The organism is Pedobacter sp. PLR, from assembly GCF_026239675.1.
Taxonomy (GTDB): domain Bacteria; phylum Bacteroidota; class Bacteroidia; order Sphingobacteriales; family Sphingobacteriaceae; genus Pedobacter.
Window position 1 is genome coordinate 234,672 of record NZ_JAPIVQ010000007.1, and the last position, 24,918, is coordinate 259,589.

Here is a 24,918-nt window from a genome sequence, read left to right on the forward strand (position 1 = left end):
TTTTATTGTCTAGCGGTTAATAAAGTAATGGCGGTTAAATCCTTGAGAACAGTACAATTAAAACGGACAGGACTGTTCCGATGACGGCAAAAGTTTGTGTTCTTGCCTGATTCAATGAGGCTGCTTTACCTTTATTAGGCTCCACATAGAGTACATCATTTTGTTTCAGATAATAATATGGACTGTCAAAAATCCGGGAGGAATTCAGGTCTAATCGTGCAAATTCTTTTTTGCCATCATTATCCCTGATTAATAATACATTTTCCCTTCTTCCAAAAATGGTGAGGTCACCAGCCATACCCAGGGCATCCAGCACACTCACCTTTTCATTTGGCAGGATATAAGAAGAGGGTCTTGCGACTTCCCCCAGTACGGTCACTTTGAAATTTGCATATCGGACCTGCACATTGGGGTCTTTATAAAAGACGGCGGCTTTGGTCTTCAGGAGCTCACGGGCCTCATAAGTGGTTAGTCCTGCGACTTTCACTTTACCAATAATGGAGAGGTCTACTTCTCCGTTTTTATCTACGAGGAAGCCACTGGCAGCGGAAGTACTGCTCCCTGCTGTTGCAACTGCAGCTACAACATTACTGCTTACCGTCTGACTAGCCAATTGATTTACCGGCATACCGGTTATTGGGTCAACAGTTATCAGAGAAATTGACAGAATATCGTCAGGATCTATCGTTAACCCTTTAAAAGCAGCACTGTTTTCTGCACTTGATTGACCAGTAGCAGTAATATCTTGAAAATAAGGAACTTTTTTTGTCGTAGAACAAGCGTTCAGTAAAATAACACAGAAAATAGCCAAATAATTCAGGTATTTTCTTGATAACAAAACTTTAACCATAGTAATTTCGATCTAAAAAACGGCTTAATCACCAGAATCATGTGAAAGCAAAAATAATCGTTTTAAATTTCAATTACACCTAGCTACAAATGGGTATTTAGCTAGAAAAACAGCTCCATATTCTTGAAATCCACATTTCCGACCTTCTCATGTAGTCTTCCACTTTGTATTTCACGGGTCAATGCATGCAAATGTTTCTCATGATGCAGATCCGTTCCCGCCAGATCATAGTATTTTTTTTGAAGCAGATACTCTGCGAGTCTTTTCACATCTTTTCCATAATAGCCGGATACGGAAAGCAGATTCAATTGAAACAATACCCCCATTTCTTTGAAACGATGAAAACGCTGGTGTTTATCCTGATAAAAACTGTAGCGTTCAGGATGTGCCAGAACCACTACATATCCTTTAACCTGGAGGTTAAAAATGATCTGCTCTATATTCGGCATTTCCGAAACATAAGACATTTCTATTAAGATGTGCTTTTTAGGGAGGCACAAAAGGTCGTTGCTAACTTCAAAATCCTCATTCACCATATATTCGGCCGCAGCAGCAGTCTCTATCTGTAGCGAAGCTGCTGTTAGCGCCTGTCTGGTGCTTTCTAAGGTATTTCCAATGACTTCCTTATCATTAGGATACAATTCCGCAAAAATATGAGGTGTCGCCAGCAATTTCTTAAAGCCCAGTTCCTGCAGGCTTTTCATAAAATTCAGGGCCGATGCCATATCTTTAGCACCATCATCAATACCTGGTAACCAATGTGCATGCATGTCCACACCCAACCATTCAATATGATCAACGTGCGTTTTTTTGTTAAAAAAAGAAAACATCTTAGAATTTTTAATTTTTTTGAAAAACAAGCCCGCATTTCATAACCCCATACAAAATCTGCTTGTCATTTTAACAAAAATACAATAGCGAAGGATTACCTGCGTTATAATTTGTTGATTCAGCTTGTAATTAAGGAAATATACCCAGTAATGGGTACTGATACGGGCCATAAAAAAAGGCCTGGCATCGGTCGATACCAGGCCTTTTTTTAAAAGAATTGTAATTATTTCTTGTATTCAGCAGCCAATTGAAGTGCTTTATAAGCATTCACTATACCACCGCTTATACAAAGGTCAGCAAAAGGAACTTCGTTCACTTTATCACCTTGTTCTACTTTCACTACCTGATCTACTTTAACAACAGACTTCATAATGATGTCTTTTACTTCAGATGCGGTTAGCTGAGGATAGTAAGAACGAATCAAACCAGCCAAACCAGCTACAACCGGAGCTGCCATACTGGTACCGTTCAGTTTTTGGTATTTAGAACCCGGAGTCGTAGAATTGATGTTGACACCAGGTGCAAATACATCTACTTTAGTTTTTCCGTAGTTAGAGAAATCCGCTTTCACAGTTGCGTCATTCTTCCATCCTGAGGCACCAACAGTGATCCATGAAGCTGCAACACCACCATCCAGGTACTCCGGATTAGGGAAATTCTGCGCTTCATCCAGGTTTTTATTATCATTTCCTGCTGCATGAACTAAGAGAACATCTTTTGATACTGCATATTTCACGGCATCATCAACGATCTTTTTATCCCATGCATAGCCTTTTCCAAAGCTCATATTGATCACTTTTGCACCATTATCAACTGCATAACGAATACCGTTAGCCACATCTTTATCACGCTCATCACCGTTCGGAGTGTTGCGAACAGGTAATATGACTACATTATCCGCCACTCCATTGATACCGATTTTGTTGTTTCTTTCTGCAGCAATGATTCCTGCAACGTGAGAACCGTGTAAAGCATCTGGTCCGGCAACATCATTATTACCATAGAAACGGTCTTTTACATCATTAGGATCATCCCCAACGATTGATCTTGGATCAAAGTCAATGTTCAGGTTGTATTCCACCTGATCTTTAAAGTGGTCATATCCACCCTTTACCTGATCTTCATAAAACTCATTGAAACTGGTGTTTTGCAATTGCTGCACCATGATTCTCTGAACGTTTTTTTCCATATCATTTGCAGGAGTGAAATTCTGGAAATCCGCAGCTGTAGGGTTTTCTTTACCTATCTTTTTCACCACTTCGTCAATTGCCATTTTCAATCCGGTATAACGCACCAGGTTTTCTTTAGCTTCTGCAATTTGCTTTTCAAATTCTGCTTTATTCTTTTGATAAGCTTTAAATGCAGGAAGGTCTGCTGGTTTTACCGAAGCTGAGTCCAGGTTTGCAAACTTAGCATTGTCTCTGCGCACTAAGCGGGTCAACTCCAAAGTTTCATAATTGATAGAACCTTTATCCGATCCTAAGAAACTCCAGCCGTTTACATCATCAATGTATCCGTTTTTATCATCATCTTTTCCGTTTCCGGCTTTCTCTTTTTTGTTTAGCCAGATCACCTTTTTAAGGTCTTCATGTTTAATATCTACCCCACCATCTAACACTGCAACGATCACAGGTTTAGATTTCTTCCCTTTTAACAATTCGTTATAAGCTTTTTCGGTACTGATTCCAAAAGTTGAATCTGTATTAAGGTCCAGGTTCTGCCAATTTGGTTTTTGCGCTACTGACACAAATGGAACCATTGCCAATAAGGACAAACTTAATATTCCACGATAGCAAAAGTTCGCTTTCTTCATATTCATATTATATAGATGTTTTGTGCAAAGTTAAATAATAATTGAGGAATGGTGTTCGTATCAAATATGCGACGATCACCTATATTATTCCGATAAACGTAAAAAAGCCGGATAGAGATATCCGGCTAATCTTAAAATTCAGGTTTAATAGTTATTTTGACAATACCAGGAGCTTAGTCCTCCGGTCTGTTGTTTATTGCATGGCGATCAACTCATAGAAATTTTTGATTCTGGCAAAAGAAGGATGTAAAGAGACGACATCACCAAATACCAATAGTGCAGGTGCGGAGATCTGATGATCTTCAATAAGCTCGGCAATAGTGTCTACCACTCCTATCTTGATGTTTTCATTTACAGAAGAACCATTTTCAATTACGGCCACAGGTAATCTGTTTTTCCCTTCCTGCTGAAAAATCGCTGTGATCTCTCTGATTTTCTCAATCCCCATCAATACGACTACCGTTGCTTTAGATTTTGCGGCAACTTTCAGGTCCGGAGAAAGCTCTCCCGCCGCATTTGTACCACTCAATACCCAGAAGCTCTCGCTCAGCGTATCATAGGTCATTGGGATTTTATGTAAACCCGGAACTCCTAAAGCACTGGAGATTCCCGGGATGATTTCGGTTTGGATGTTATAAGATTCTGCATAGTCCACTTCTTCAAACCCACGGGCAAACACAAAAGGATCACCGCTTTTCAACCTCACCACATGGCCAAAGTTTAAAGCGTAATCAATCATCAGTTTATTGACCGCATCCTGAGAAAAGGAATCATCGTCAGATTTACTACCTACAAATATTTTAATTGCTTTTTCAGGCGCATGGTTTAGCAATGCTTCATTCACCTGTGCATCATACAGCACTACATCCGCTGTATTGATGGCTTTCACTCCCTTTAAACTGATCAGTTCAGGATCACCCGGACCAGCACCTACCAATGTAATTTTAGGTTCTTTTACACCATTTTCAATCTTGTTTAAAATCATAGCCTTAGGTTTAAAGGGATTATATATTTGTATTGATGACACAAATATATAAAAAGACTATAGAAGTAGTAGACTTTATCTGAAAATATTTATTTACTCTCTGAAATTACCATCCGTTTCGCGTGCAATCACATCTGCAATAGAGGTTTGCGCCAACACTTTTAGTGTAGCATCGCGTACATCGATAAAGGTTTTCCTAATACCACAAGTGATTTCATCATGGCATTCATCGCATTTGCGATAGAATTTAAGACTGGCACAAGGCACCATGGCAATAGGCCCATCGGTGATACGAAGGATGTCCGCCAGGTAAATATCACCTGGTTCTTTATTTAAGCTATAACCGCCACCGGCACCTTTCTTACTATATAGATAGCCTGCATTACGCATATCCAATAGAATTTGCTCTAAGAATTTGCGGGGGATCATTTCCTGTTCTGCTAACCTTACGATCTGCATAGGAGGATTTCCAGCATTTTTTCCGAGCGCAACAAGTGCCTTTATTGCATATTTAGTCTTCTTAGATAGCATAAGGCAAAGTTAAGAAAAATCCGTTACTTTCTCATCAGGTAATAATTTGTCAGAAATAGCCGGCAAAGCAGTTATACCTATATAAACAGCCCATTATTACCAAATCACCAGGTATTTCCCTGCAGCTTTCCTCCATAAGCCGTCGCTTTACCGCCATTAGTGACTCCTCCTGTTTCTTTTAACCACAAAGTGTGGAACAATGCAACAGTTCTTGTTTTAGCATAAATCAAACAAACACTGATTATCAGCTAATTAAGGCACATTCATTGGTTTTGGCACCATTATGAACCTTATCTAATCGTAATTGAAACAAAAAGAATTTAAATTTAAATATAGAGTTATGAAAAAGATCATCTTATCAGCAGCAATTTTAGCATTCGCAGGATTAACACAAGTAAAAGCAACAGACGTTAAAAACCCGGTTATCATTAGCGTTAAACAAGATAGCACAACAAAAACTCCGGTTGAATTGAAAGATCTTCCAGATGCAGTTAAAACTACATTGGCATCCGACAAATATAAAGAATGGACTCCAGCAGCAGCATTCTTAATAGTAAACGCCGACAAAACTGAATTCTTTCAGGTAGATGTTAAAAAAGGTGACGAAGCCGCTTCTTTAAAAATCAGTAAAGACGGTGCTATTATTGAGTAAACCATCGCTATTATTGAGTAAACCATCAATAAATAACAATTAATATAGTGTACGAAAGCCGGATGTCCCCCGGCTTTCGTATTTTTGCTATAATTACAAGCGAGATTCTTATGGCAAAAATACTGATTATTGAAGACGACCTTACTTTTTCGCAAATCCTGGAAGGCTTCCTGACCAAGCATGGGCATGAACCAACCGCAGTCAATGAAGTAAAGAAAAGTCTGAAGTTATCAGCCGAACAAAATTTCGACTTATTCCTGGTAGATTACCGCCTTCCTGATGGAACAGGACTCGATGTTTTATCCCATATCCGGGGAATGGGGATGACCCAGCCGGTGATTATCATGACCAGTTTTAACGATGTCAGAACCGCTGTAAAATCTATACAATTAGGTGCCTTCGACTACATTACGAAGCCTGTAAATCCTGATGAATTGCTGATGATCATCAACAATGCTTTAGGTAAAAAAGAAAAACCCGCTACCGGCAATTCGATCGAACATGCCGATGCCATCAAAGGAAAAAGCAGCATCGCTGATAAATTATACGAACACATTAACCTGGTTGCCCCAACAGATATGTCGGTCATCATTCAAGGTGAAACCGGAACAGGTAAGGAATATGCAGCCAGAGCATTACACATGCACAGCAAGCGTAAAGACAAACCTTTCGTGGCGATAGATTGCGGTGCCTTATCAAAAGAACTGGCCGCCAGTGAGCTATTTGGCCATGCTAAAGGAGCCTTTACCGGCGCACTCAATGATAAAAAAGGTCAGTTTGAAGTAGCCAACGGGGGAACCTTATTTTTAGATGAGGTAGGAAACCTGAGTTACGAAGTTCAGGTGAAGATGTTACGCGCTTTACAGGAAAGAACCATTCAGCCATTAGGCAGCACAAAAAATATTAAAGTTGATGTCAGGATCATTACTGCAACCAACGATGACCTTAAAAATAGTGTGAGCAACGGTGATTTCCGCGAAGACCTTTACCACCGTTTAAATGAGTTTAAAATCCAGCTTCCACCATTAAGGGACAGGGGAAAAGATGTGGAATTGTTTATCAATCACTTTATAAAACTTTCAAATGAAGAGTTGAACAGAAATGTTCAGCACCTTTCTCCGGCTGCAAAAGACCTGTTGCTTCAATATGACTGGCCTGGAAACCTGAGAGAGCTGAAAAATGTGATCAAAAGAATGGTGTTACTGACGCCAACTGAAACCGCAGAGATTGATTCTTTGCCGGAAGAAATGATCATTGCGATCAATCAGGTTCCTAAACCTAATGGTTCCGATCTTAAAGCCATCAATGAAGTCAACGAAAAGATGTTGATCATAGAAACCCTGATTAAAGTAAAATACAACAAATCAAAAGCTGCCAAATTACTGAATATCGATCGTAAGACGCTATACAGTAAAATGGAACGCTATGAAATAGAATAAGCAAGCTACATCGCGCGGATCTGAGCAATCAGTTTCTTTAATTTCTCTGATAAATCCCTAAGCATTTGCTTGCTGTTTTCATCAGGATTATCCTGTTTATGAAGGGCAATCTCCATCTGCCGGAAATCTGAAGCCAGGTTTTTGGAACCGATCTGTGCGATACGTCCAGCCAGCCTATGGCTCAGTAAGCTGAGCGTTGCCGCATCCTCATTTTTCATGGCCTGTTCAATCTCTTCCAGATCATTTTCACAATCCAGGGAGAACCTTGTCAGGATCTTTTTCAATTGATCTTCATCATCAAAAGTCATTTTTCTTAGCGGAGCAAGATCGAGTTCAATTGCAGCATCAGGCGTATGTTCCTGTTCTTCCGGTTTTTCTTCCCCGGCTTCTTTGGAAAAAGAGGTGGATTCCAGCTCTTCAGAGAAAACTGCCAGCAATTCATTTTCACGGAAAGGTTTCATCACCAGTCCATCAAACCCATTGTTCAAAAGAAACTCTCTTTCGTCGGGTAATACCTGTGCAGTAATGGCAAAAATCTTAACACTGGTTCCCATTTTCTCCCGCAGCAGTCGACAAAGTTCTATACCGTTCATTTCCGGCATCCGCATATCCAGCAGGATATATTTTAAACCTTCCGCTACATCTGCCTCATGCAGGAGTTCCAATGGAGAATGGAAGCTTTTATAATCAATGTGGTTGCGTTCAAATATAATCGTGCAGAGCTCTAAAATCAGCGGATCATCATCGACTACCCAGACTTTAAATGGTTTCCAGCTCAACCTGTCTTTTGATTGAGACAAAGTCTCTTCTATCGGCTTCTCCGCAACTTTAAAAGTAAGGTAAACCGTGAATACACTACCTGCCCCCTCTTTACTTTTCACATAAATCCGTCCCCCCTGGGTTTCCACAAGAGACTTAATAATCGTTAGGCCCAAACCTGTTCCGGCCTGATGTAATACCTCCTGATCATTCGCATTAACCTGCTCAAATTCATTAAAAATCAGGGCTTGTGAAGCATCAGAAATACCAATACCAGTATCCCTTACCATAAACGTAAAATGCAGACTTTCACCCTGTCTTTTATAAAAAACAGATAAGACCACCTCCCCTTCATTCGTGAATTTAATGGCATTACCCAATAAATTATAAAGGATTTGTTTTAAGCGGAAAGGATCACCACTGATATATTTTGTTTCATGGAGGGAGATCTCTGTGAGTAGATTCAGGGATTTCCGCTCTGCCTGTGGACGCATGACGAAGACCACTTCTTCCAGTAATTTAGCAATGTCAAAAGGCTTTTCTACGAATGTAAACTTCCCGGAAATGATCCGGTTATAGTCCAACACCTCATTTACGATCTGTAACAGGTGCTCGGAAGAATGATAAATGGCATCAATATCCTTCGCTTTTGGCTTTTCCTGCTGACGAATCAGCTCGGCATAGCCGATAATCGATTGAAGTGGCGTTCTGATCTCATGACTCATGTTGGAGAGGAAACGCTGTTTGGCCATTCCGTGATATTCGGCCAGATCTCTGGCCTGTTCCAGCTCATTCTTATATCGGTTACTTCGCGTAATATCGACCAGAATAAAATAAAGCATCAGCAGCATGAGCAGGAAAAACACCAGCATAATGATACTGATGGTAGTGATTCCTGTATTTACTACGTGCTTGGCCTGAATGCCATTGAGCTCAATCTGCGTCACCACCTCACTTTCCACCTTACGGAGGATGTCCAGCATCTGATTGATCAAAAGGTTATTTGCATTGGCCAGCTCCGCTTCTTTATCCAAAAACCGCGCACTGTTGATGCGTTGTTCTTTTTCAATATTCCGGAGGGTCTCTTCCAGACTTTTAGAAGTTTTATCCTCATTTGAAAGGGAGATCGTATCTACTTTCAAATTCTTTTCATTGATAATCTTATAGGATTTATTGTCTTCACTTTCCTTCTTTTTTCCAAAAAGGCGACCAAAAAAACCTCGGTTTTTATCTTCTGAGGAATAAATGGTCGTGGTAGAAGTTTGTAACTGAGAAGCCAGAACGGTACTGTCATTCCCACCTTTGTTCACCAGTTCGCTCAGATTCTGCACCTGTGTGGAGAAAGATTTGTTGTTCACCAGTCGCTCTCTAACCTTCAGGTAATTGACAAACTGGTTGTCACGTTCCTTTAATAGTTTCTGAATACTGCTGATCCGCTGAAGCTGTACGGAATCTTGCGCATATAAATTAGATAAAGAATCCAGAGAAGTACGAAGCTCCCTGGATTCTTTTAAAAGTTTACTATAGTTTTTTGGATCATTTGAAGCTTGCGTTTTTTGCAATTGATCCAGCCTGCTGATTTTTAAAGAGATGAGGTTTACCATCCTCAGTCGTTCACTAGGCGTAGAAATGTTCTCTACGGTATTCAGCATTTCATTAAAAGCCACCTTACTCACCGCCCAGGCCATAATCAGCGCAAAACAGGCGAGTAAAACGGCTAAAATTACTTTTCCTTTTATCGCTTTAAACAAACTTTTCTTTGGGGTATCACTCATTTTCACAAACACAATTTCAAATGTACAGATAGACCAGCAAGGAACCTGCCATGATCTGTGATTTCAGAAAATTTAGCTGTTCCCAAACAAATAGAAAGCAATAATCAACGTAATGATGACATTAAACAACTGCGCAATCAGGAAGGCATACAATGGTTTTTTACTCTGATTACCGAACAAATCCTTAAAATTTGTCTCTAAACCAATACTGGTAAATGCCAATGCAAACCAGGCCCCCTGCAGGTTTTTTAAGCTGTCTTTCACATTAGCAATCGTCGCTTGGGGCAGGAAAAAAGAGAACAATAAAGAAGCGGCAATGAAACCCAGCACGAATTTAGGAAAGCGCTCCCAGATCACACCAATGGTTGGCTTCACCCGTTCACCATTTTCATCTTTATGATTGGTATAAGACCAATAGATACTGATCGCAAAAGCGGCGATCCCCAGCAATACATTTTGCGAGAATTTAACGATTGTACTGATTTTTAAAGCCTCTTCTCCGACTAAACTTCCTGAAGCTACTACCGCACCGGAAGTATCAATACTTCCACCTAGCCAGGCACCGGTTACGGCCTGCGGAAAGGAAAAATAATGGGCAATGTAAGGCATAAAAATCATCATCGGGATGGCGGTAATCAAGACCATCGAGATCACATAAGATAGTTTTTTGGAATCTCCTTTGATGGCTCCGGAAGTAGCGATGGCAGCGGACACTCCACAGATAGATACCGCACTGGAAATCATCATCGTCAACTCATCATCTACTTTTAATTTCCGGCAAAGCCAGTAAGCGAAATACCATACAGAAACCACGACAACCAGGGCTTGAATCAGCCCCAGAGAACCTGCTTTCAAGATATCGGCAAAGATGACAGTGGTACCCAGTAACACCAATCCGATCTTTACAAAAAGCTCGGTAGACAGTGCCGAGGTAAACCATTTTGGAAGTTTGAAGAAATTACTGATGGCCAGGCCAATCATCAGACTAAAAATTACAGCTTCCAGATTCAGGGCGCGCATACCGGAACTCCCTGCAATTAACAAGGCAATAATGGTGAGTACATAGACTACCGGAAAGCCCTTTAAAAAGCTTTTCACAGATTTGCCCATGATGAATGCACCTAAAGCCCCAATCACACTCATAAATACAAATTGTATTAAAATCGCGCTTAGGTTATTCAGCTGAAAGATTTTGTCGGTTAAACTAGCTGTGTTTTCCCATTTGAAAACAGGAATCGGTAATAAGAAAAAGAAAAGAGTACTTAGGATAACGAGTGATCCCAGGATCACTACAGCCCAGTCTTCATGAATTGGAAATTTGTTGGTTTTGGTTGAAATTTTGGTCATTTATAGGTTCATTTATTTGTGTGTCGTAAATTAATAATTAATTCCTTAAGGATTGATCCCCAAAAACCTTGATTATCGGACTCCGGACAATAAAAAAGCCAGGTCATCCAACCTGGCTTTTAACCAAACAAAACTTAGATCTAACCAAACATCTAATATTTTTAAAGCATCAGTCCGGATGAACTGAGAATCAAATTCTTAAAGCTTTCTGGTTCAAATATAATAAAGTCTACTAATTTAATAGAATATATTTGTAAATAGTTTCATTTAAGGTTGGAACCAGCCTTAATTAGCAGTTAAAGGCTGTATTTGACCTCTCATTGCCAGTATTAACAATGGATTTGGGGAGAAAAATTGAATAATTAGAAGGGGATCACTGAGGAATTAAAAAGTTAATTCCACAAAAAAGGCTGCGAAAACAAAGAATTTCCGCAGCCTTTTATTAATGTATTACTATTATTTACAATCTACCGGAGCAAAAGTAAACCTGCCTTTATCAAAAGAGATTGGCTTTCCTTTTACAAAATAAGATCTGCCTACAGAAGTTTCAATCTGGCCGACACCTAGTATCAACTTACCATCTTTCTTTAAAAATGCCAGTGGGTTTTTATAAACTACCGGATTTTCCTTACCTATTTTAAAGGTATAATCCACAAACAAGGTATCCCCTCTAAATTCTCCGGCTACTTTACCTACGTTATCACCCTTATCCTTAAAATTGATGACAAGATCCCCGGTAATTTTCCCCTTAGCACTGGTATTCAGGTGAAGATCCGCAGTATCTAAACTATCAATAGCCAGATAACACGCACTACTCACAGTGGTATCAACCATCGCAGCAGCTGTTTTTTCTGAATTGTTACCCTGAGTACAGCTATACACCAATGGTACTGCCATACAGGCCAGATAAAGAATTGATTTTTTCATAATAAAATGATTTCGATAAGTAAATGGTTAATGATTAACTGAATATAACGAATAATTATTTTTAATGAAACTCCTTAGCATAGAGATTAGCAGATTCATTATCGAAATAAACAAGGAAGGGGGAAGTATTGTTCTATTTATTTAACGCAAACAGCGCCCAGCTGATCACAAAAAAACCCAAACCAGTAATCACCGGTGGCAACATCAGTTTAGGACCGGACATACCCACAAAAATAATAGCAATGCCCAAAATGATTAACAAAAATGAGGAGATAGTTAAAACCGTTCTTTTTTCCATAGTTTTTAGAGTCAGGTCGCAATATATCGAACTTTTATGGGGATTGAGGAACCATTTTCGACTGCAATAAAGTAGCAAAAATCAGATGATCTATGCTGATCCAGCTTTTACTACCCTGGTTTATGCCCCATGATTAAAACAATCTTACCATTTCCGGGCCAATGTTCAGTACTTATTCCGGGGATTTCCTTTATAAAGGAGGAATTATAAAGCGATAAATCTTTTCCTTTCTTGTCTTTCCAAGCAGCAGAACCTGTATAATTTGTAGTGGAATCGCTACCATGCCTCACAAGAGATTGCTTAATTAAAGGCATAAATATGGGTTTGGCACCAGTTTATATTGACCGGATGGATTGCCGCAATTAACATTTTCGAGGAAATAATAAAGGATAACCTAAGCTTTGGCAAAGTCTAAGGTAATAAAAAACCAGGATTGGACTGCCTGAGATCAGGATCAGTTCTACAATGGAAGCAGCAGAAACAGGAAAAAAATATGGAAATGCTGTAAAAGCAAAAAGCCGCTCTACTTTCGTAAAGCGGCTTTTGTAGCCCGTAGGGGAATCGAACCCCTATTTCCAGAATGAAAATCTGGCGTCCTAACCGGTAGACGAACGGGCCATTTAAGGTTGCCTTCAACTTAACGTTGACGAACCTGTTTTGGTAGCGGGAACCAGACTCGAACTGATGACCTTCGGGTTATGAGCCCGACGAGCTACCAACTGCTCCATCCCGCACTCTATGTTAATACTCTCCTACCACTGTAGTCAAGTTAATGATCTTTCTTTACATTGTAAAGGAAGATTGTAGCCCGTAGGGGAATCGAACCCCTATTTCCAGAATGAAAATCTGGCGTCCTAACCGGTAGACGAACGGGCCATTTAAGGTTGCCTTCAACTTACGTTGACGAACCTGTTTTGGTAGCGGGAACCAGACTCGAACTGATGACCTTCGGGTTATGAGCCCGACGAGCTACCAACTGCTCCATCCCGCACTCTATGTTATTACTATCCTACCTCTGTAGTCAAGTTTATTAATGTCCTCCTTACACGTAAGGAGGATCGTAGCCCGTAGGGGAATCGAACCCCTGTTACCAGAATGAAAATCTGGCGTCCTCACCCCTAGACGAACGGGCCATTTTGATTGCCTTCAACAACATGTTGACGAATCATTTTTTGGTAGCGGGAACCAGACTCGAACTGATGACCTTCGGGTTATGAGCCCGACGAGCTACCAACTGCTCCATCCCGCACTATATACAATTCCGATTGTGTTAATTAATTGGTTAACTCTTCCTCCGAATTGGAATGCAAAGATATAATTCGTTTCTTTGCGGTGCAAATTTATTTCAAAAAATATTTTCATGTCACATAAAGCAGGTTTTGTAAGTATAATTGGTAAGCCCAATGCGGGTAAATCAACGTTAATGAATGCCCTGGTGGGTGAAAAGCTTTCTATCATTACTCCGAAAGCTCAGACTACCCGTCACCGTATTCTGGGAATTGTCAATGAAGAAAATTATCAAATCGTATTTTCGGACACTCCGGGGATCATAAAACCGCGTTACGGTTTACAAGATTCTATGATGAGTTCTGTAAAAGGAGCGCTTACTGATGCAGATCTTATTCTGTTCGTTACCGACATTAACGAAACACATGATGAGAATGATGTATTAGATAAAATCATTGACACTACGATCCCGATGATTGTCCTGATCAATAAGATCGACAATGCAACACAAGAAGAAGTAGAAGCGAAAATGGCTTACTGGCAGGAAAAGTTAAATCCTAAACATATATATGCCATCTCCGCATTACACTTATATAACTTAGATGGCATCATGGAAACGGTATTGGATCAATTACCGGAACATGCTCCTTTCTATGATAAAGAAGATCTGACAGACCGTACACAAAGGTTCTTCGTTTCGGAAATCATCAGAGAGAAGATCTTCAACAACTACCAGAAAGAGATTCCATATAGCACAGAAGTAGTAATTACTTCCTTCAAAGAAGAAGAAAAAATTACCAGGATTAGTGCAGAGATCATCGTAGAACGTGATTCGCAGAAAAACATCCTGATTGGTAAAGGTGGCGCAATGCTTAAAAAGGTTGGTACTGAGGCCCGTAAGGATATTGAGAAATTCCTGGATCAAAAAGTCTTTTTAGAGACCTTCGTAAAGGTGGTTCCGGACTGGCGAAGTAAAAAGAACTATTTAAAAAGTTTCGGGTACGAAAATTAAGCTTACCTTTGCAACCCCTTAATAATTAATACAATTCATACATACACATGAGCAACATTATCGCAATCGTCGGAAGACCAAACGTAGGCAAATCTACCCTATTTAACCGCTTAACAGAGAGTCGTAAAGCCATTGTTGATGATTTTAGCGGTGTAACCCGTGATCGTCATTACGGATCGGCAGAATGGACTGATAAGCAGTTTACTGTTATTGATACCGGAGGCTATGTAGCCAATTCCGAAGATTTATTTGAAGCAGCTATCCGCGAACAAGTGGTAATTGCTATCGAAGAAGCAACTGTATTGTTGTTTATGGTGGATGTCGTAACCGGCATTACCGACCTGGATGACGAAATTGCACAGTTACTTAGACGCAGCAATAAACCTGTATTCATCGTTGTAAATAAAGTAGACAATACTCAATTACAAAATGATGCTTCCGTATTTTACGGATTTGGTTTAGGTGAGATCTACCCGATCTCTTCTATGACTGGTTCTGGAACAGGTGATCTGTTAGATGATGTAATCAAACACTTCGAAGATATCGTAGAAGAAGAGAATGCATTACCTAAACTGACCATTGTTGGCAGACCTAACGTTGGTAAATCATCACTAATCAATGCACTGATTGGTAGAGAAAGAAATATTGTAACTCCAATCGCCGGAACTACAAGAGACTCTATACATATCCACTACAACCAATTCGGACATGAGTTCATGTTCATCGATACGGCAGGTCTTCGTAAGAAAACTAAAGTAAAAGAGAACATCGAGTTTTATTCTGTAATGCGTACCATCAAAGCTTTAGAAGAAGCGGATGTGGTGATCTTAATGATCGACGCTATGGAAGGGTTAGAATCACAGGATGTTAACATTTTCCATCTTGCTGAGAAAAACAAAAAAGGTATCGTAATCCTGGTCAACAAATGGGATTTAGTAGAAAAAGACTCCAAAACCACTAAGATTTTTGAAGAGCAGATTCGTACTAAATTACAACCGTTCACAGACGTACCAATCGTTTTCACCTCTGTAATCACTAAACAACGTATCTTCCAGGCAGTTGAAACTGCTTTAGAAGTATACAAAAACAGAGGGAAGAAAGTTCCAACCTCTAAATTAAATGATGTGATGTTGCCGATTATTGAAAAATATCCGCCACCATCATTGAAAGGAAAGTACATCAAGATCAAATACATTACGCAAATCAATGGTACTTCACCAATGTTTGCTTTCTTCTGTAACTTACCTCAGTACATCAAGGAACCGTATAAACGTTTCATTGAAAACAAACTACGTGAAAACTTTGATTTTTCAGGATCACCGATCCAGATTTATTTCAGACAGAAATAGTATTTGAATTACTGCAAGCTGGATAATGCCTGTTTGACCATCGCATCGCTTAAGTTGAGTGCTTTGTAATAACCGGCATCACCCAGGTGGTATTTACAAAGCAAAACTTTAACATCATTCAGGATTAAAGGTTTTGCTGCCTGTAGTAATTTAGGCTCTATCACAATATTCTTACTTTGAATATATTTAACTAAATCCTTGTAATCTGCATCATTAATGGTAAAGGTTGCAAGGTTTTGTTCTAAAAAAGAAGCGGTATAACGATTTCCCAATACGTCATACACAAAATCAAACAACACTTTCTTCGCAATCAGTTTCGCATAAAACCTGTTGAAACCACTGGTATCCATTTTTACATAGATATCCGGCTGGATGCCACCTCCTAAAAAGGCCTTACTCTTCTTCAGACTGTCTTTTGCACTTACGGAAGTCAGCTCCCCATCATTAAAACGGTCTTCAATCTCATTCTGATAGGCATTGTAGCCCTTCTTATAAGACTTCTGGATACTTCTACCCAATGGCGTATAATACCTCGCAATGGTCAGGTTTAAGGCCGAGCCATCCACAAAAGGAAATTGCTCCTGCACCAGACCTTTACCAAAAGAGCGACGTCCAATGATCACTCCACGATCCAGATCCTGTACCGCACCGGCAAGAATTTCACTGGCAGAAGCCGAGTTTTCATTGATTAATATCGCCAGTTTCCCCTGTTCAAACTCCCCGCCACCGGTACTAAAGTAATCGGTACGTGGTTCATGTTTTCCCTGGGTATATACAATCAGCTTGTTTTCTGTAAGAATCTGATTGGCCAGGCCAGTTGCGGCAGTCAGGTAACCTCCCCCATTGTCGCGCAGGTCTAAGACCAGCTTTTTCATGCCTTTTCCTTTCAGATTACGCACAGACTCGACAAAGTCGGAGTCTGTATCTGCACCAAACTTACTGATGCGCACATATCCGGTTTCCGGACTCAGCATATAAGCGGCATCAATGCTGCTCACTTTTACCCTTGCCCGATTTACGGAGAGTAATACCGGCTGAGGATTTCCAGGATGTAAGATGCTTAATTTAACCGCAGTTCCTTTTCTACCCTTGATCTTACCAATCATTTGTTCTCTCGGAAGATCTCTTCCACTCACAAACACGGTATCGATTTTAAGGATTTTATCTCCCTGGCGGATTCCGGAAAGAAATGCCGGACCATCTTTAACCACATTAGTGACCAGTAAAGTGTCATTTAAAATGTAATACTCAATCCCGATCCCCTCAAAATTACCGCCCAGTGTCTCTGCAAATTCATTGGCTTTTGCCGGCGGCAGATAAACACTATGTGGGTCCAGCTGATGAAGTAAACTATCAATCGGCAAATGGTGCATACTGTCTGCATTCACCTCATCAACGTAGTTTTTATTGATGATATGAATGATTTCATCGACCTTCCTGCTACTATCCGCAGCATACGCCATTGGCTTTTGAAGCTGATACCCCTGATCTTTTAAAAACTTAAAGCCAACAACCATCCCCCCTATTAAAGTCAGAGAATAGGTGAGCGCGATTAAAAGGTGGTTGCGGGTGGTCTTTTTCATGGTTTATTGCTGCGTAAAGTTATGAAATAACCCTATCATTTAGTAAATTAAGTCCTAATCATTAACAATTGTTTACTCTTTATAAGAATTAACAAGAATGTTGCAGGTTTGTTCCCGAATAAGCAATATGAGCCGGGATTATTTCGCGTTTAAAAAGAAAATCCCGAGTTTTAACAAAAAAAACATGATCAGAGTAACGGAACAGGAATCAACACATCAGCACATTGACCAGATGTCTGTCCTTGAAATTCTTCAGGGGATCAATAAGGAAGATCAGACCGTTCCACTTGCCGTGGAAAAGGTGATTCCACAAATAGAAAAACTGGCGATTTCCGTTACGGAACGCATGAAAAATGGTGGCCGCTTATTTTACATTGGCGCAGGCACCAGCGGCCGTCTGGGTGTAGTAGATGCTTCAGAATGCCCGCCAACATTTGGCGTTCCATTTGATTGGGTAGTCGGTATAATTGCCGGTGGCGATACTGCGATCAGAAAAGCCGTAGAAAATGCGGAAGATGATGCAGCGCAAGCCTGGATCGACCTGCAGGAATACCAGATCAATGAAAAAGACTGTTTAATCGGATTGGCTGCTTCGGGTACTACGCCCTATGTGGTTGGCGGATTAAATACCGCACGTCAACATGGCATCTTAACCGGCTGTATCGTGTGTAATACAGGTGGCCCGATTGCTGCTGAAAGCGATTTTCCGGTAGAAGTAGTCGTAGGTCCTGAATTCCTGACCGGCTCTACCCGCATGAAATCCGGCACGGCACAAAAACTGGTTTTAAATATGCTCAGCACAACTGTCATGATTAAACTCGGCCGTGTCAAGGGAAATAAAATGGTAGACATGCAGCTAACCAACCATAAATTGGTGGATCGTGGCATACTAATGGTAATGGAAGAACTAAACATTGACTACGCAAAGGCGGAAGACTTGCTATTACGCTACGGCAGCGTGCGTAAAGCAGTAGAGGCCGGCAGCAAATAACCGGAATATTATATGCACGAAATCGAACCTTTCTACCTGTGGCGTGATGATTATATCGCGGCGGAAGATGAACGTTCTCCATTTTATAACACCGAATACTCAGAATTCTATTTTGACAAACAACTTTACAATTTCCTGATCCACCCGCAATGGGATGATTTCGGCTCCAACACCCTATACATAAAAGTATTGTATGCGGATTACGACAGGAATTATGCGATTATTGAGTTTATCGGGGAGTGGAATGATGCCATCGACAACGACATCATGCTCCTGAAAAGAGAGATTCTGGAACTCATGATTGATGAAGGCATCAACAAGTTTATCCTCATCGGAGAAAACATCCTGAACTTCCATGCTTCGGAGGACAGCTATTATGAAGAGTGGTTCCAGGATGTGGAAGATGGATGGATTTGCGGCATCAATTTCCAGGAACATGTGATCGAAGAGTTCAGAAGTGCAAACCTGGATTACTACATCAACTTTGGCGGTCAGCTTGACGATTTGGCATGGAGAACCTTAAAACCACTTCAAATTTTCAAGAAAGTAGAAGAAACGCTGACAAAAAGGCTTGGGGCATAGGTTTTGTATGAACGTAAACTAATTAGTATCTTTAACTATAAAATTTAAAAGAAAAATGGATAACAACAATAATTACGAATGGGCAAACAAATCAGTATTTGTCGAGCAGGAAAGAGGAGTCGTTGCTAAGAAATTCTTCGCAAATGTATTCTTATGGATGTTCGTTGCCTTAAGTGTATCTACTTTGGCGGCCTTCGTTGTATCAAACTCACCGGCATTATTAAGCCAGTTGATCAACTTTGAAACCGGAAGAAGTACAGTTTTAGGATATATCGCCATGTTTGCCCCACTGGGATTAGTCATGTTAATGGGAGCCGGCTTTAGCCGTCTTTCTTACGGCGCCCTACTGGGTGTATTTATACTTTTCTCTGTCTTATTAGGGATCAGCTTAAGCTATATTCTGTTGGTATATACTGCAGGATCTATTGTAGCCTGTTTTGGTGCCGCAGCAGGTATCTTCGGTATCATGGCCTTCTTAGGATACACCACAGAAGTGGATCTAACGAAATTTGGTCCGATCTTAATGGTAGGTGTAGTTGGTTTATTTATCGCCAGCATCATCAATATGTTCTTAGGTAGCCCGACATTCAGTTATGTAATGAGCTTTTTCGGTGTAGCCATCTTTACGGCATTAACCGCTTATGACGTTCAAAAGCTGAAACGTATCGGTGCAGGCCTGGAAGAAAGTGGTGACCCAATGGTACAAGCTGATGGTAAAAAATTAGCCATCATGGGTGCATTATCCCTATACCTTGACTTTATCAATATCTTCTTATTCTTATTGAGAATCTTCGGAGACAGAAAATAAGCAGGAGTAAATTATAAGCAAAAGGGCTGTCAAATTTTTGGCAGCCCTTTTTGTTGCGGGATAATCCCTGAATCTCCCGAAAACCCATAATGCAAACGCCCCTTAAAACGACTCTTCTGAACACAAACCCACAGATTTTCAGAATATTATTCCGAACCACCCCGTAATACCACTGGCAATTGCAATATTATATGCTTTAAGTGCTGTTTTTTTGGAAATGATTTTTCTTTGTTGCACTTTTGTAGAGCTTATAGAGAAAGACGGAGGGATTAGACCCTGCGATGTCTTAGCAACCTGTGCTTACAAGGTGCTACATTCTACTGGAAACCGGACCATTGGTTCCCGAAAGATAAGTTAAAGTCGACCCGATACCGGACTTTTCAATAAGCTTTTAACTGCGTACAAAACTTAACCGACAGGGCATTCCTATGCGGCTATAAAACCATACGCGTTACCCGGAGAACTAAAAAAATGGACATTAGAGCAGAGTTAGAGAAACGCATATTAATTATTGACGGAGCCATGGGTACCATGATCCAGCGTTACATCTTAACAGAAGAAGATTTTAGAGGTGAACGATTTAAAGATCACCCTTGTGATGTGAAAGGCAATAATGATTTGCTGAACCTTACCCGTCCCGATATTATCAAAGCAATACATACCGAATACCTAAAGGCCGGTGCTGATATTATTGAGACCAACACTTTCAGTACCCAACGCATTTCCCTGGCAGATTACCAGATGGAAGAGCTGGACTATGAAATGAGTTTTGCCGGTGCTAAAGTGGCACGTGAGGCAGTAGACGAATTCATGGCCGCAAATCCAGACCGGGTATCTTTCGTAGCAGGAGCCGTAGGGCCAACCAACAGAACCCTTTCCCTGTCGCCGGATGTGAACGACCCTGGATACAGGGCCCTAACCTTTGATGAACTCGTATCCGCTTATGATCAGCAGGTGCGTGGACTGGTAGACGGTGGTTCTGATGTTCTATTAATTGAGACTATTTTCGATACGCTGAACGCTAAAGCAGCTATATATTCCATCAAAAAATACGAGAAAGAAATCGGTAGAACGATAGATATCATGATCTCCGGTACCATTACCGATGCTTCAGGAAGAACCCTATCCGGACAAACGGTAGAGGCTTTCTTAAACTCTGTAATTCATGCCAACCCAATCAGCATCGGTTTTAACTGTGCTTTAGGGGCAAAAGACATGAGACCTCACATTGAAGAGCTTTCTGCAAAAGCCACTTGTTATGTGTCTGCGTATCCAAATGCAGGATTACCTAATGAGTTTGGTGCTTACGATGAAATGCCGCATGAAACTGCTCACCTGGTAGAAGATTTCATTCAGCATGGCTTCGTAAATATTGTAGGTGGTTGTTGCGGAACAACGCCGGAACACATTGCCTGCATCGCTGCTAAGGCCAAAAAAGTAAGTCCGAGAAAGATCCCTACAGTAGCCCCTTACCTGCGTTTAAGCGGATTAGAGGCGGTAACCGTTACTCCGGAAAGCATATTTGTCAACATCGGAGAACGTACCAATATCACCGGATCTCCTAAATTCTCCAAGCTGATTTTAGGTGGAGATTATGAAGCTGCCTTAACTGTTGCCCGTCAGCAAGTAGAAGGTGGTGCTCAAATCATCGATGTAAACATGGATGAAGGGATGTTGGACGGTGAAGCGGCCATGGTTAAATTCCTGAACCTGATTGCTTCGGAGCCGGATATTTCTAAGCTTCCAATCATGGTTGACTCCTCTAAATGGTCGGTAATTGAAGCCGGACTAAAATGTTTACAGGGAAAAGGAATCGTGAACTCCATCTCCCTGAAAGAAGGCGATGAAAAGTTTATAGAAAGTGCTAAAAAAATCATGAACTACGGTGCAGCGGTAGTGGTGATGGCATTTGATGAAAAAGGACAAGCGGATAACTTTGAACGTAGAAAAGAAATCTGTAAACGTTCTTACGATATTTTAGTAGATGAAGTAGGCTTCCCGCCACAAGACATCATATTTGACCCGAATATCCTGACCGTTGCTACCGGTCTGGAAGAACATAACAACTATGCCGTAGATTTTATCAATGCGACACGTTGGATTAAAGAAAACCTGCCTCATGCCAAAGTAAGTGGTGGGGTATCTAACATTTCCTTCTCTTTCCGCGGAAACAATACCGTTAGGGAAGCGATGCACTCTGCCTTCCTTTACCATGCCATTAAAGCTGGTTTAGATATGGGAATTGTGAACGCAGGGATGTTAGAAGTGTATCAGGAAATTCCACCGGCCTTACTGGAACGTGTGGAAGATGTGTTGCTGAACCGCAGAGATGATGCGACAGAACGACTGGTAGAATTCGCGGAAACGATCAAATCTAAAGGCAAAGAGATTGTCAGAGATGAAGAGTGGAGAAAAACTTCAGTTGAAGAAAGACTTTCTCATTCCCTTGTTAAAGGAATTATAGAATACCTGGATGCCGACGTAGAGGAAGCCAGACAAAAATATCCAAAACCTATCCACGTGATCGAAGGTCCTTTAATGGACGGGATGAATATCGTTGGAGACCTTTTTGGTGCCGGAAAAATGTTCTTACCACAGGTAGTGAAATCTGCCCGTGTGATGAAAAAGGCGGTAGCTTACCTCCTTCCATTCATTGAGCAGGAAAAACTGGACAATCCTGATGGAAAAACCAGCTCTTCGGCAGGAAGAATCTTAATGGCCACTGTAAAAGGTGATGTACATGACATCGGTAAGAACATTGTAGGCGTAGTATTGGCCTGTAATAATTTCGAAATCGTAGATATGGGCGTCATGGTACCCGCACAAACCATCATTCAGAAAGCCAAAGAAATCAATGCCGACATCATCGGACTAAGTGGTTTAATTACCCCTTCACTAGATGAAATGGTACATTTTGCCAAAGAAATGGAGCGTGAAGGATTTACCATTCCATTGATTATTGGTGGTGCAACCACTTCCAGAATCCATGCCGCTGTAAAAGTAGCGCCAAACTATTCGGGCCCTGCAATTCACGTATTGGATGCTTCCAGAAGTGTAACGGTTTGCAGTACCTTAATGAATCCGGAAACCAGAGGGGCTTATATTGATGGCATCAGACAGGAATACGATAAAGCAAGGGAAGCGCATTTAAACAAGCGTTCCGACAAACGCTTTAAGACATTGGCAGAAGCCAGAAAAGATCAGTTTCAAATTGATCTGGATCAGGTTGCTCCTGCCCCTGCCTTTACCGGAACTAAAGTATTTGAAGATTACCCATTAGAAGATCTTGTTCCATATATCGACTGGACGCCTTTCTTCCATACCTGGGAATTGCGCGGCAGCTATCCTAAAATTTTCAACGACAAATTGGTTGGAGATGAAGCGAAAAAACTGTTTGATGATGCTCAGGCCTTATTGAAACGCATTGTAGACGAGAAATTACTAACCGCGAAAGGTGTGATTGGATTCTGGCCTGCAAATACGGTTGGCGATGATATCGTACTGGACGTTGAAGGCAAAGAAGTAACCATCCATACGCTTCGCCAACAGGCGGAAAAAGTGGCTGGAGAACCTTATTATGCGCTTTCCGACTTTGTGGCACCGAAAGAATCTGGTGTAGCCGATTACTTCGGAGGCTTTGCAGTCACCACAGGAATTGGTTGCGATGAGCTGGTTGCAGAATTTGAAGCCAACTACGACGATTACAACAGCATCATGGCAAAAGCGCTGGCCGACAGGCTTGCAGAAGCTTTCGCGGAAAGAATGCATGAGCTGGTACGTAAAGATTACTGGGGTTATGCGAAAGATGAAAAACTGAGCAACGAAGACCTGATTAAAGAAGAATACGCAGGAATTCGTCCGGCACCAGGTTATCCTGCCTGTCCGGAACACAGTGAAAAAGGAACACTTTTTGAATTGCTGGACGCCGAAAATAAAATCGGACTCCGCCTGACAGAAAGCTATGCCATGTACCCTACTGCTGCTGTAAGTGGTTTTTATTTCGCCCACCCACAGTCAAGATACTTTGGATTGGGAAAAATCACCAAAGATCAGGTAGAAGAATATGCGACCAGAAAAGACATGCCACTGGAAGAAGTGGAAAGATGGTTAAGCCCTAACCTGGCTTACTAAATAACAGATACCGAAACCTAACAAGTAATATTTTAATGAAGATCGTAGACCATATCAGTAACGCAAAAGGAAAAACCCTTTTCTCATTTGAGCTCTTACCACCTATAAAAGGACAAAGTATTAAAGGCATTTTTGACGCCATAGATCCTTTGATGGAATTTAACCCGCCTTTTATTGATGTGACTTATTTAAGGGAAGATTACATCTACAAACAACATGCTAACGGCCTGTTAGAAAAAGTAGCTTACCGGAAACGTCCGAGTACCGTAGCCACTTGTGCCGCTATCATGAACAAGTACAAAGTAGATGCCGTTCCTCATTTGATTTGCGGAGGTTTTACCAAAGATGAAACTGAAAATGCATTGATCGATCTTCAATTCCTGGGCATTGATAATGTACTGGTATTGCGTGGTGATGCCCGAAAAAGCGACAATGCATTCATCCCTACACCGGATGGCCATGCCTATGCCTCAGAATTGTTACAACATGTACAAGACATGAACAATGGCCGTTACCTGCACGATGATATGGAGAACTCTGAAAAGACAGATTTCTGTATCGGCGTAGCCGGATATCCGGAGAAACATTATGAGTCGCCAAACCTGGATACGGATTTCAAATACTTAAAACATAAGGTAGATCTGGGTGCAGATTTCATCGTTACCCAGATGTTTTTCGACAATAAAAAATACAAAGCACTGGTAGATAAATGCCGTGAAAATGGGATTAACGTCCCTATTATCCCGGGATTGAAACCAATTACCAGTAGCAAACAACTGATCAGTTTACCAAAGATTTTCCACCTGGATATCCCTATTGAACTGAGCGAAGCGATCCAGGCCTGCAAGTCTGAAAAAGAGGTGAAAGAAGTAGGTATTGAATGGATGATCAACCAATGTAAAGAGCTAAAAGAGATGGGCGCACCAGTGCTTCACTTCTATACGATGGGTAATCCTGAGCCTACTAAAAAAATCGCCAACGCTGTATTTTAGGCCTTCCTGATAGCCGATGGGTATTTTTTGGAATAC

At 41.0% G+C, this 24,918-nt stretch carries 20 protein-coding genes, 6 tRNA genes and 1 riboswitch; of the genes, 9 read left to right on the plus strand and 17 right to left on the minus strand.

Annotated features, from left to right (window positions below; all coding sequences use genetic code 11):
• Nucleotides 1-34 precede the first annotated feature (34 nt).
• From OQX61_RS18390 to OQX61_RS18410, 5 genes are all read right to left on the minus strand, one after another.
• A complete protein-coding gene (locus tag OQX61_RS18390; RefSeq protein ID WP_265843266.1) occupies nucleotides 35-850 on the minus strand; it encodes a polysaccharide biosynthesis/export family protein in 816 nt (271 codons plus the stop codon).
• 101 nt (nucleotides 851-951) lie between these two features.
• Nucleotides 952-1,680, minus strand: a complete 729-nt coding sequence (locus OQX61_RS18395; protein WP_265843267.1) for a CpsB/CapC family capsule biosynthesis tyrosine phosphatase — start codon at nucleotides 1,678-1,680, stop codon at nucleotides 952-954.
• Between the two features lie 224 nt (nucleotides 1,681-1,904).
• Entirely contained in the window at nucleotides 1,905-3,500 is a 1,596-nt protein-coding gene (locus OQX61_RS18400; RefSeq protein WP_322973614.1) for a S8 family peptidase, read from the minus strand.
• A gap of 187 nt (nucleotides 3,501-3,687) precedes the next feature.
• The gene (gene cobA / locus OQX61_RS18405; RefSeq protein ID WP_265843268.1) at nucleotides 3,688-4,479 is read right to left on the minus strand and encodes a uroporphyrinogen-III C-methyltransferase; all 792 of its coding nucleotides are present in this window, start codon (nucleotides 4,477-4,479) and stop codon (nucleotides 3,688-3,690) included.
• A 93-nt stretch (nucleotides 4,480-4,572) separates the two neighbouring features.
• Nucleotides 4,573-5,010 carry an Rrf2 family transcriptional regulator gene (locus OQX61_RS18410; RefSeq protein ID WP_265843269.1) on the minus strand — a complete coding sequence of 146 codons (438 nt, stop codon included), beginning with the start codon at nucleotides 5,008-5,010 and terminating at the stop codon, nucleotides 4,573-4,575.
• A gap of 340 nt (nucleotides 5,011-5,350) precedes the next feature.
• Here OQX61_RS18410 and OQX61_RS18415 point away from each other — a divergent pair, with 340 nt between their 5' ends.
• Both OQX61_RS18415 and OQX61_RS18420 read left to right on the plus strand, forming a co-directional pair.
• Nucleotides 5,351-5,662 (plus strand): hypothetical protein, encoded by a 312-nt coding sequence (locus OQX61_RS18415; RefSeq protein WP_265843270.1) that lies wholly within the window; start codon nucleotides 5,351-5,353, stop codon nucleotides 5,660-5,662.
• A 110-nt stretch (nucleotides 5,663-5,772) separates the two neighbouring features.
• Nucleotides 5,773-7,101, plus strand: a complete 1,329-nt coding sequence (locus OQX61_RS18420; protein ID WP_265843271.1) for a sigma-54 dependent transcriptional regulator — start codon at nucleotides 5,773-5,775, stop codon at nucleotides 7,099-7,101.
• 5 nt (nucleotides 7,102-7,106) lie between these two features.
• On the opposite strand, the gene OQX61_RS18425 is transcribed toward OQX61_RS18420, so the two are convergent.
• From OQX61_RS18425 to OQX61_RS18475, 11 genes are all read right to left on the minus strand, one after another.
• Nucleotides 7,107-9,635: an ATP-binding protein gene (locus OQX61_RS18425; RefSeq protein ID WP_265843272.1), complete on the minus strand. Its 2,529-nt coding sequence runs from the start codon at nucleotides 9,633-9,635 to the stop codon at nucleotides 7,107-7,109.
• A gap of 72 nt (nucleotides 9,636-9,707) precedes the next feature.
• Entirely contained in the window at nucleotides 9,708-10,982 is a 1,275-nt protein-coding gene (locus tag OQX61_RS18430; protein WP_265843273.1) for a putative sulfate exporter family transporter, read from the minus strand.
• Between the two features lie 456 nt (nucleotides 10,983-11,438).
• The gene (locus OQX61_RS18435) at nucleotides 11,439-11,909 is read right to left on the minus strand and encodes a hypothetical protein (RefSeq protein ID WP_265843274.1); all 471 of its coding nucleotides are present in this window, start codon (nucleotides 11,907-11,909) and stop codon (nucleotides 11,439-11,441) included.
• Nucleotides 11,910-12,042: 133 nt separating this feature from the next.
• A complete protein-coding gene (locus tag OQX61_RS18440) occupies nucleotides 12,043-12,207 on the minus strand; it encodes a hypothetical protein (RefSeq protein WP_265843275.1) in 165 nt (54 codons plus the stop codon).
• A 110-nt stretch (nucleotides 12,208-12,317) separates the two neighbouring features.
• Nucleotides 12,318-12,521, minus strand: a complete 204-nt coding sequence (locus OQX61_RS18445) for a hypothetical protein (RefSeq protein WP_265843276.1) — start codon at nucleotides 12,519-12,521, stop codon at nucleotides 12,318-12,320.
• Between the two features lie 232 nt (nucleotides 12,522-12,753).
• Nucleotides 12,754-12,825, minus strand: a tRNA-Glu gene (locus OQX61_RS18450).
• Between the two features lie 40 nt (nucleotides 12,826-12,865).
• A tRNA-Met gene (locus OQX61_RS18455) sits at nucleotides 12,866-12,941 on the minus strand.
• A 70-nt stretch (nucleotides 12,942-13,011) separates the two neighbouring features.
• Nucleotides 13,012-13,083, minus strand: a tRNA-Glu gene (locus OQX61_RS18460).
• A 39-nt stretch (nucleotides 13,084-13,122) separates the two neighbouring features.
• Nucleotides 13,123-13,198, minus strand: a tRNA-Met gene (locus OQX61_RS18465).
• Nucleotides 13,199-13,268: 70 nt separating this feature from the next.
• A tRNA-Glu gene (locus tag OQX61_RS18470) sits at nucleotides 13,269-13,340 on the minus strand.
• Between the two features lie 40 nt (nucleotides 13,341-13,380).
• Nucleotides 13,381-13,456 (minus strand) — tRNA-Met (locus tag OQX61_RS18475).
• A 111-nt stretch (nucleotides 13,457-13,567) separates the two neighbouring features.
• Between OQX61_RS18475 and era the strand changes: the two genes are divergently transcribed.
• Together era and der are read left to right on the plus strand one after the other, a co-directional pair.
• Nucleotides 13,568-14,446, plus strand: a complete 879-nt coding sequence (gene era, locus OQX61_RS18480; protein ID WP_265843277.1) for a GTPase Era — start codon at nucleotides 13,568-13,570, stop codon at nucleotides 14,444-14,446.
• Nucleotides 14,447-14,493: 47 nt separating this feature from the next.
• Nucleotides 14,494-15,795, plus strand: coding sequence for a ribosome biogenesis GTPase Der (der, locus tag OQX61_RS18485; protein ID WP_265843278.1), 1,302 nt, complete (start codon nucleotides 14,494-14,496; stop codon nucleotides 15,793-15,795).
• Nucleotides 15,796-15,803: 8 nt separating this feature from the next.
• Here the strand turns inward: der and OQX61_RS18490 are convergent, their stop codons facing one another.
• Nucleotides 15,804-17,378 (minus strand): S41 family peptidase, encoded by a 1,575-nt coding sequence (locus tag OQX61_RS18490; RefSeq protein ID WP_265843279.1) that lies wholly within the window; start codon nucleotides 17,376-17,378, stop codon nucleotides 15,804-15,806.
• 184 nt (nucleotides 17,379-17,562) lie between these two features.
• Here OQX61_RS18490 and murQ point away from each other — a divergent pair, with 184 nt between their 5' ends.
• From murQ to metF, 5 genes are all read left to right on the plus strand, one after another.
• A complete protein-coding gene (murQ, locus tag OQX61_RS18495; RefSeq protein WP_265843280.1) occupies nucleotides 17,563-18,369 on the plus strand; it encodes an N-acetylmuramic acid 6-phosphate etherase in 807 nt (268 codons plus the stop codon).
• A gap of 12 nt (nucleotides 18,370-18,381) precedes the next feature.
• On the plus strand, nucleotides 18,382-18,951 hold the full coding sequence (locus OQX61_RS18500; RefSeq protein ID WP_265843281.1) for a hypothetical protein: 570 nt from the start codon (nucleotides 18,382-18,384) through the stop codon (nucleotides 18,949-18,951).
• Nucleotides 18,952-19,006: 55 nt separating this feature from the next.
• On the plus strand, nucleotides 19,007-19,759 hold the full coding sequence (locus OQX61_RS18505) for a Bax inhibitor-1/YccA family protein (RefSeq protein ID WP_265843282.1): 753 nt from the start codon (nucleotides 19,007-19,009) through the stop codon (nucleotides 19,757-19,759).
• A gap of 245 nt (nucleotides 19,760-20,004) precedes the next feature.
• A riboswitch (SAM riboswitch) is annotated at nucleotides 20,005-20,115 on the plus strand.
• A gap of 115 nt (nucleotides 20,116-20,230) precedes the next feature.
• A complete protein-coding gene (gene metH, locus OQX61_RS18510) occupies nucleotides 20,231-23,890 on the plus strand; it encodes a methionine synthase (RefSeq protein ID WP_265843283.1) in 3,660 nt (1,219 codons plus the stop codon).
• Between the two features lie 35 nt (nucleotides 23,891-23,925).
• Nucleotides 23,926-24,882 (plus strand): methylenetetrahydrofolate reductase [NAD(P)H], encoded by a 957-nt coding sequence (gene metF, locus OQX61_RS18515; protein ID WP_265843284.1) that lies wholly within the window; start codon nucleotides 23,926-23,928, stop codon nucleotides 24,880-24,882.
• Nucleotides 24,883-24,918: the final 36 nt, after the last annotated feature.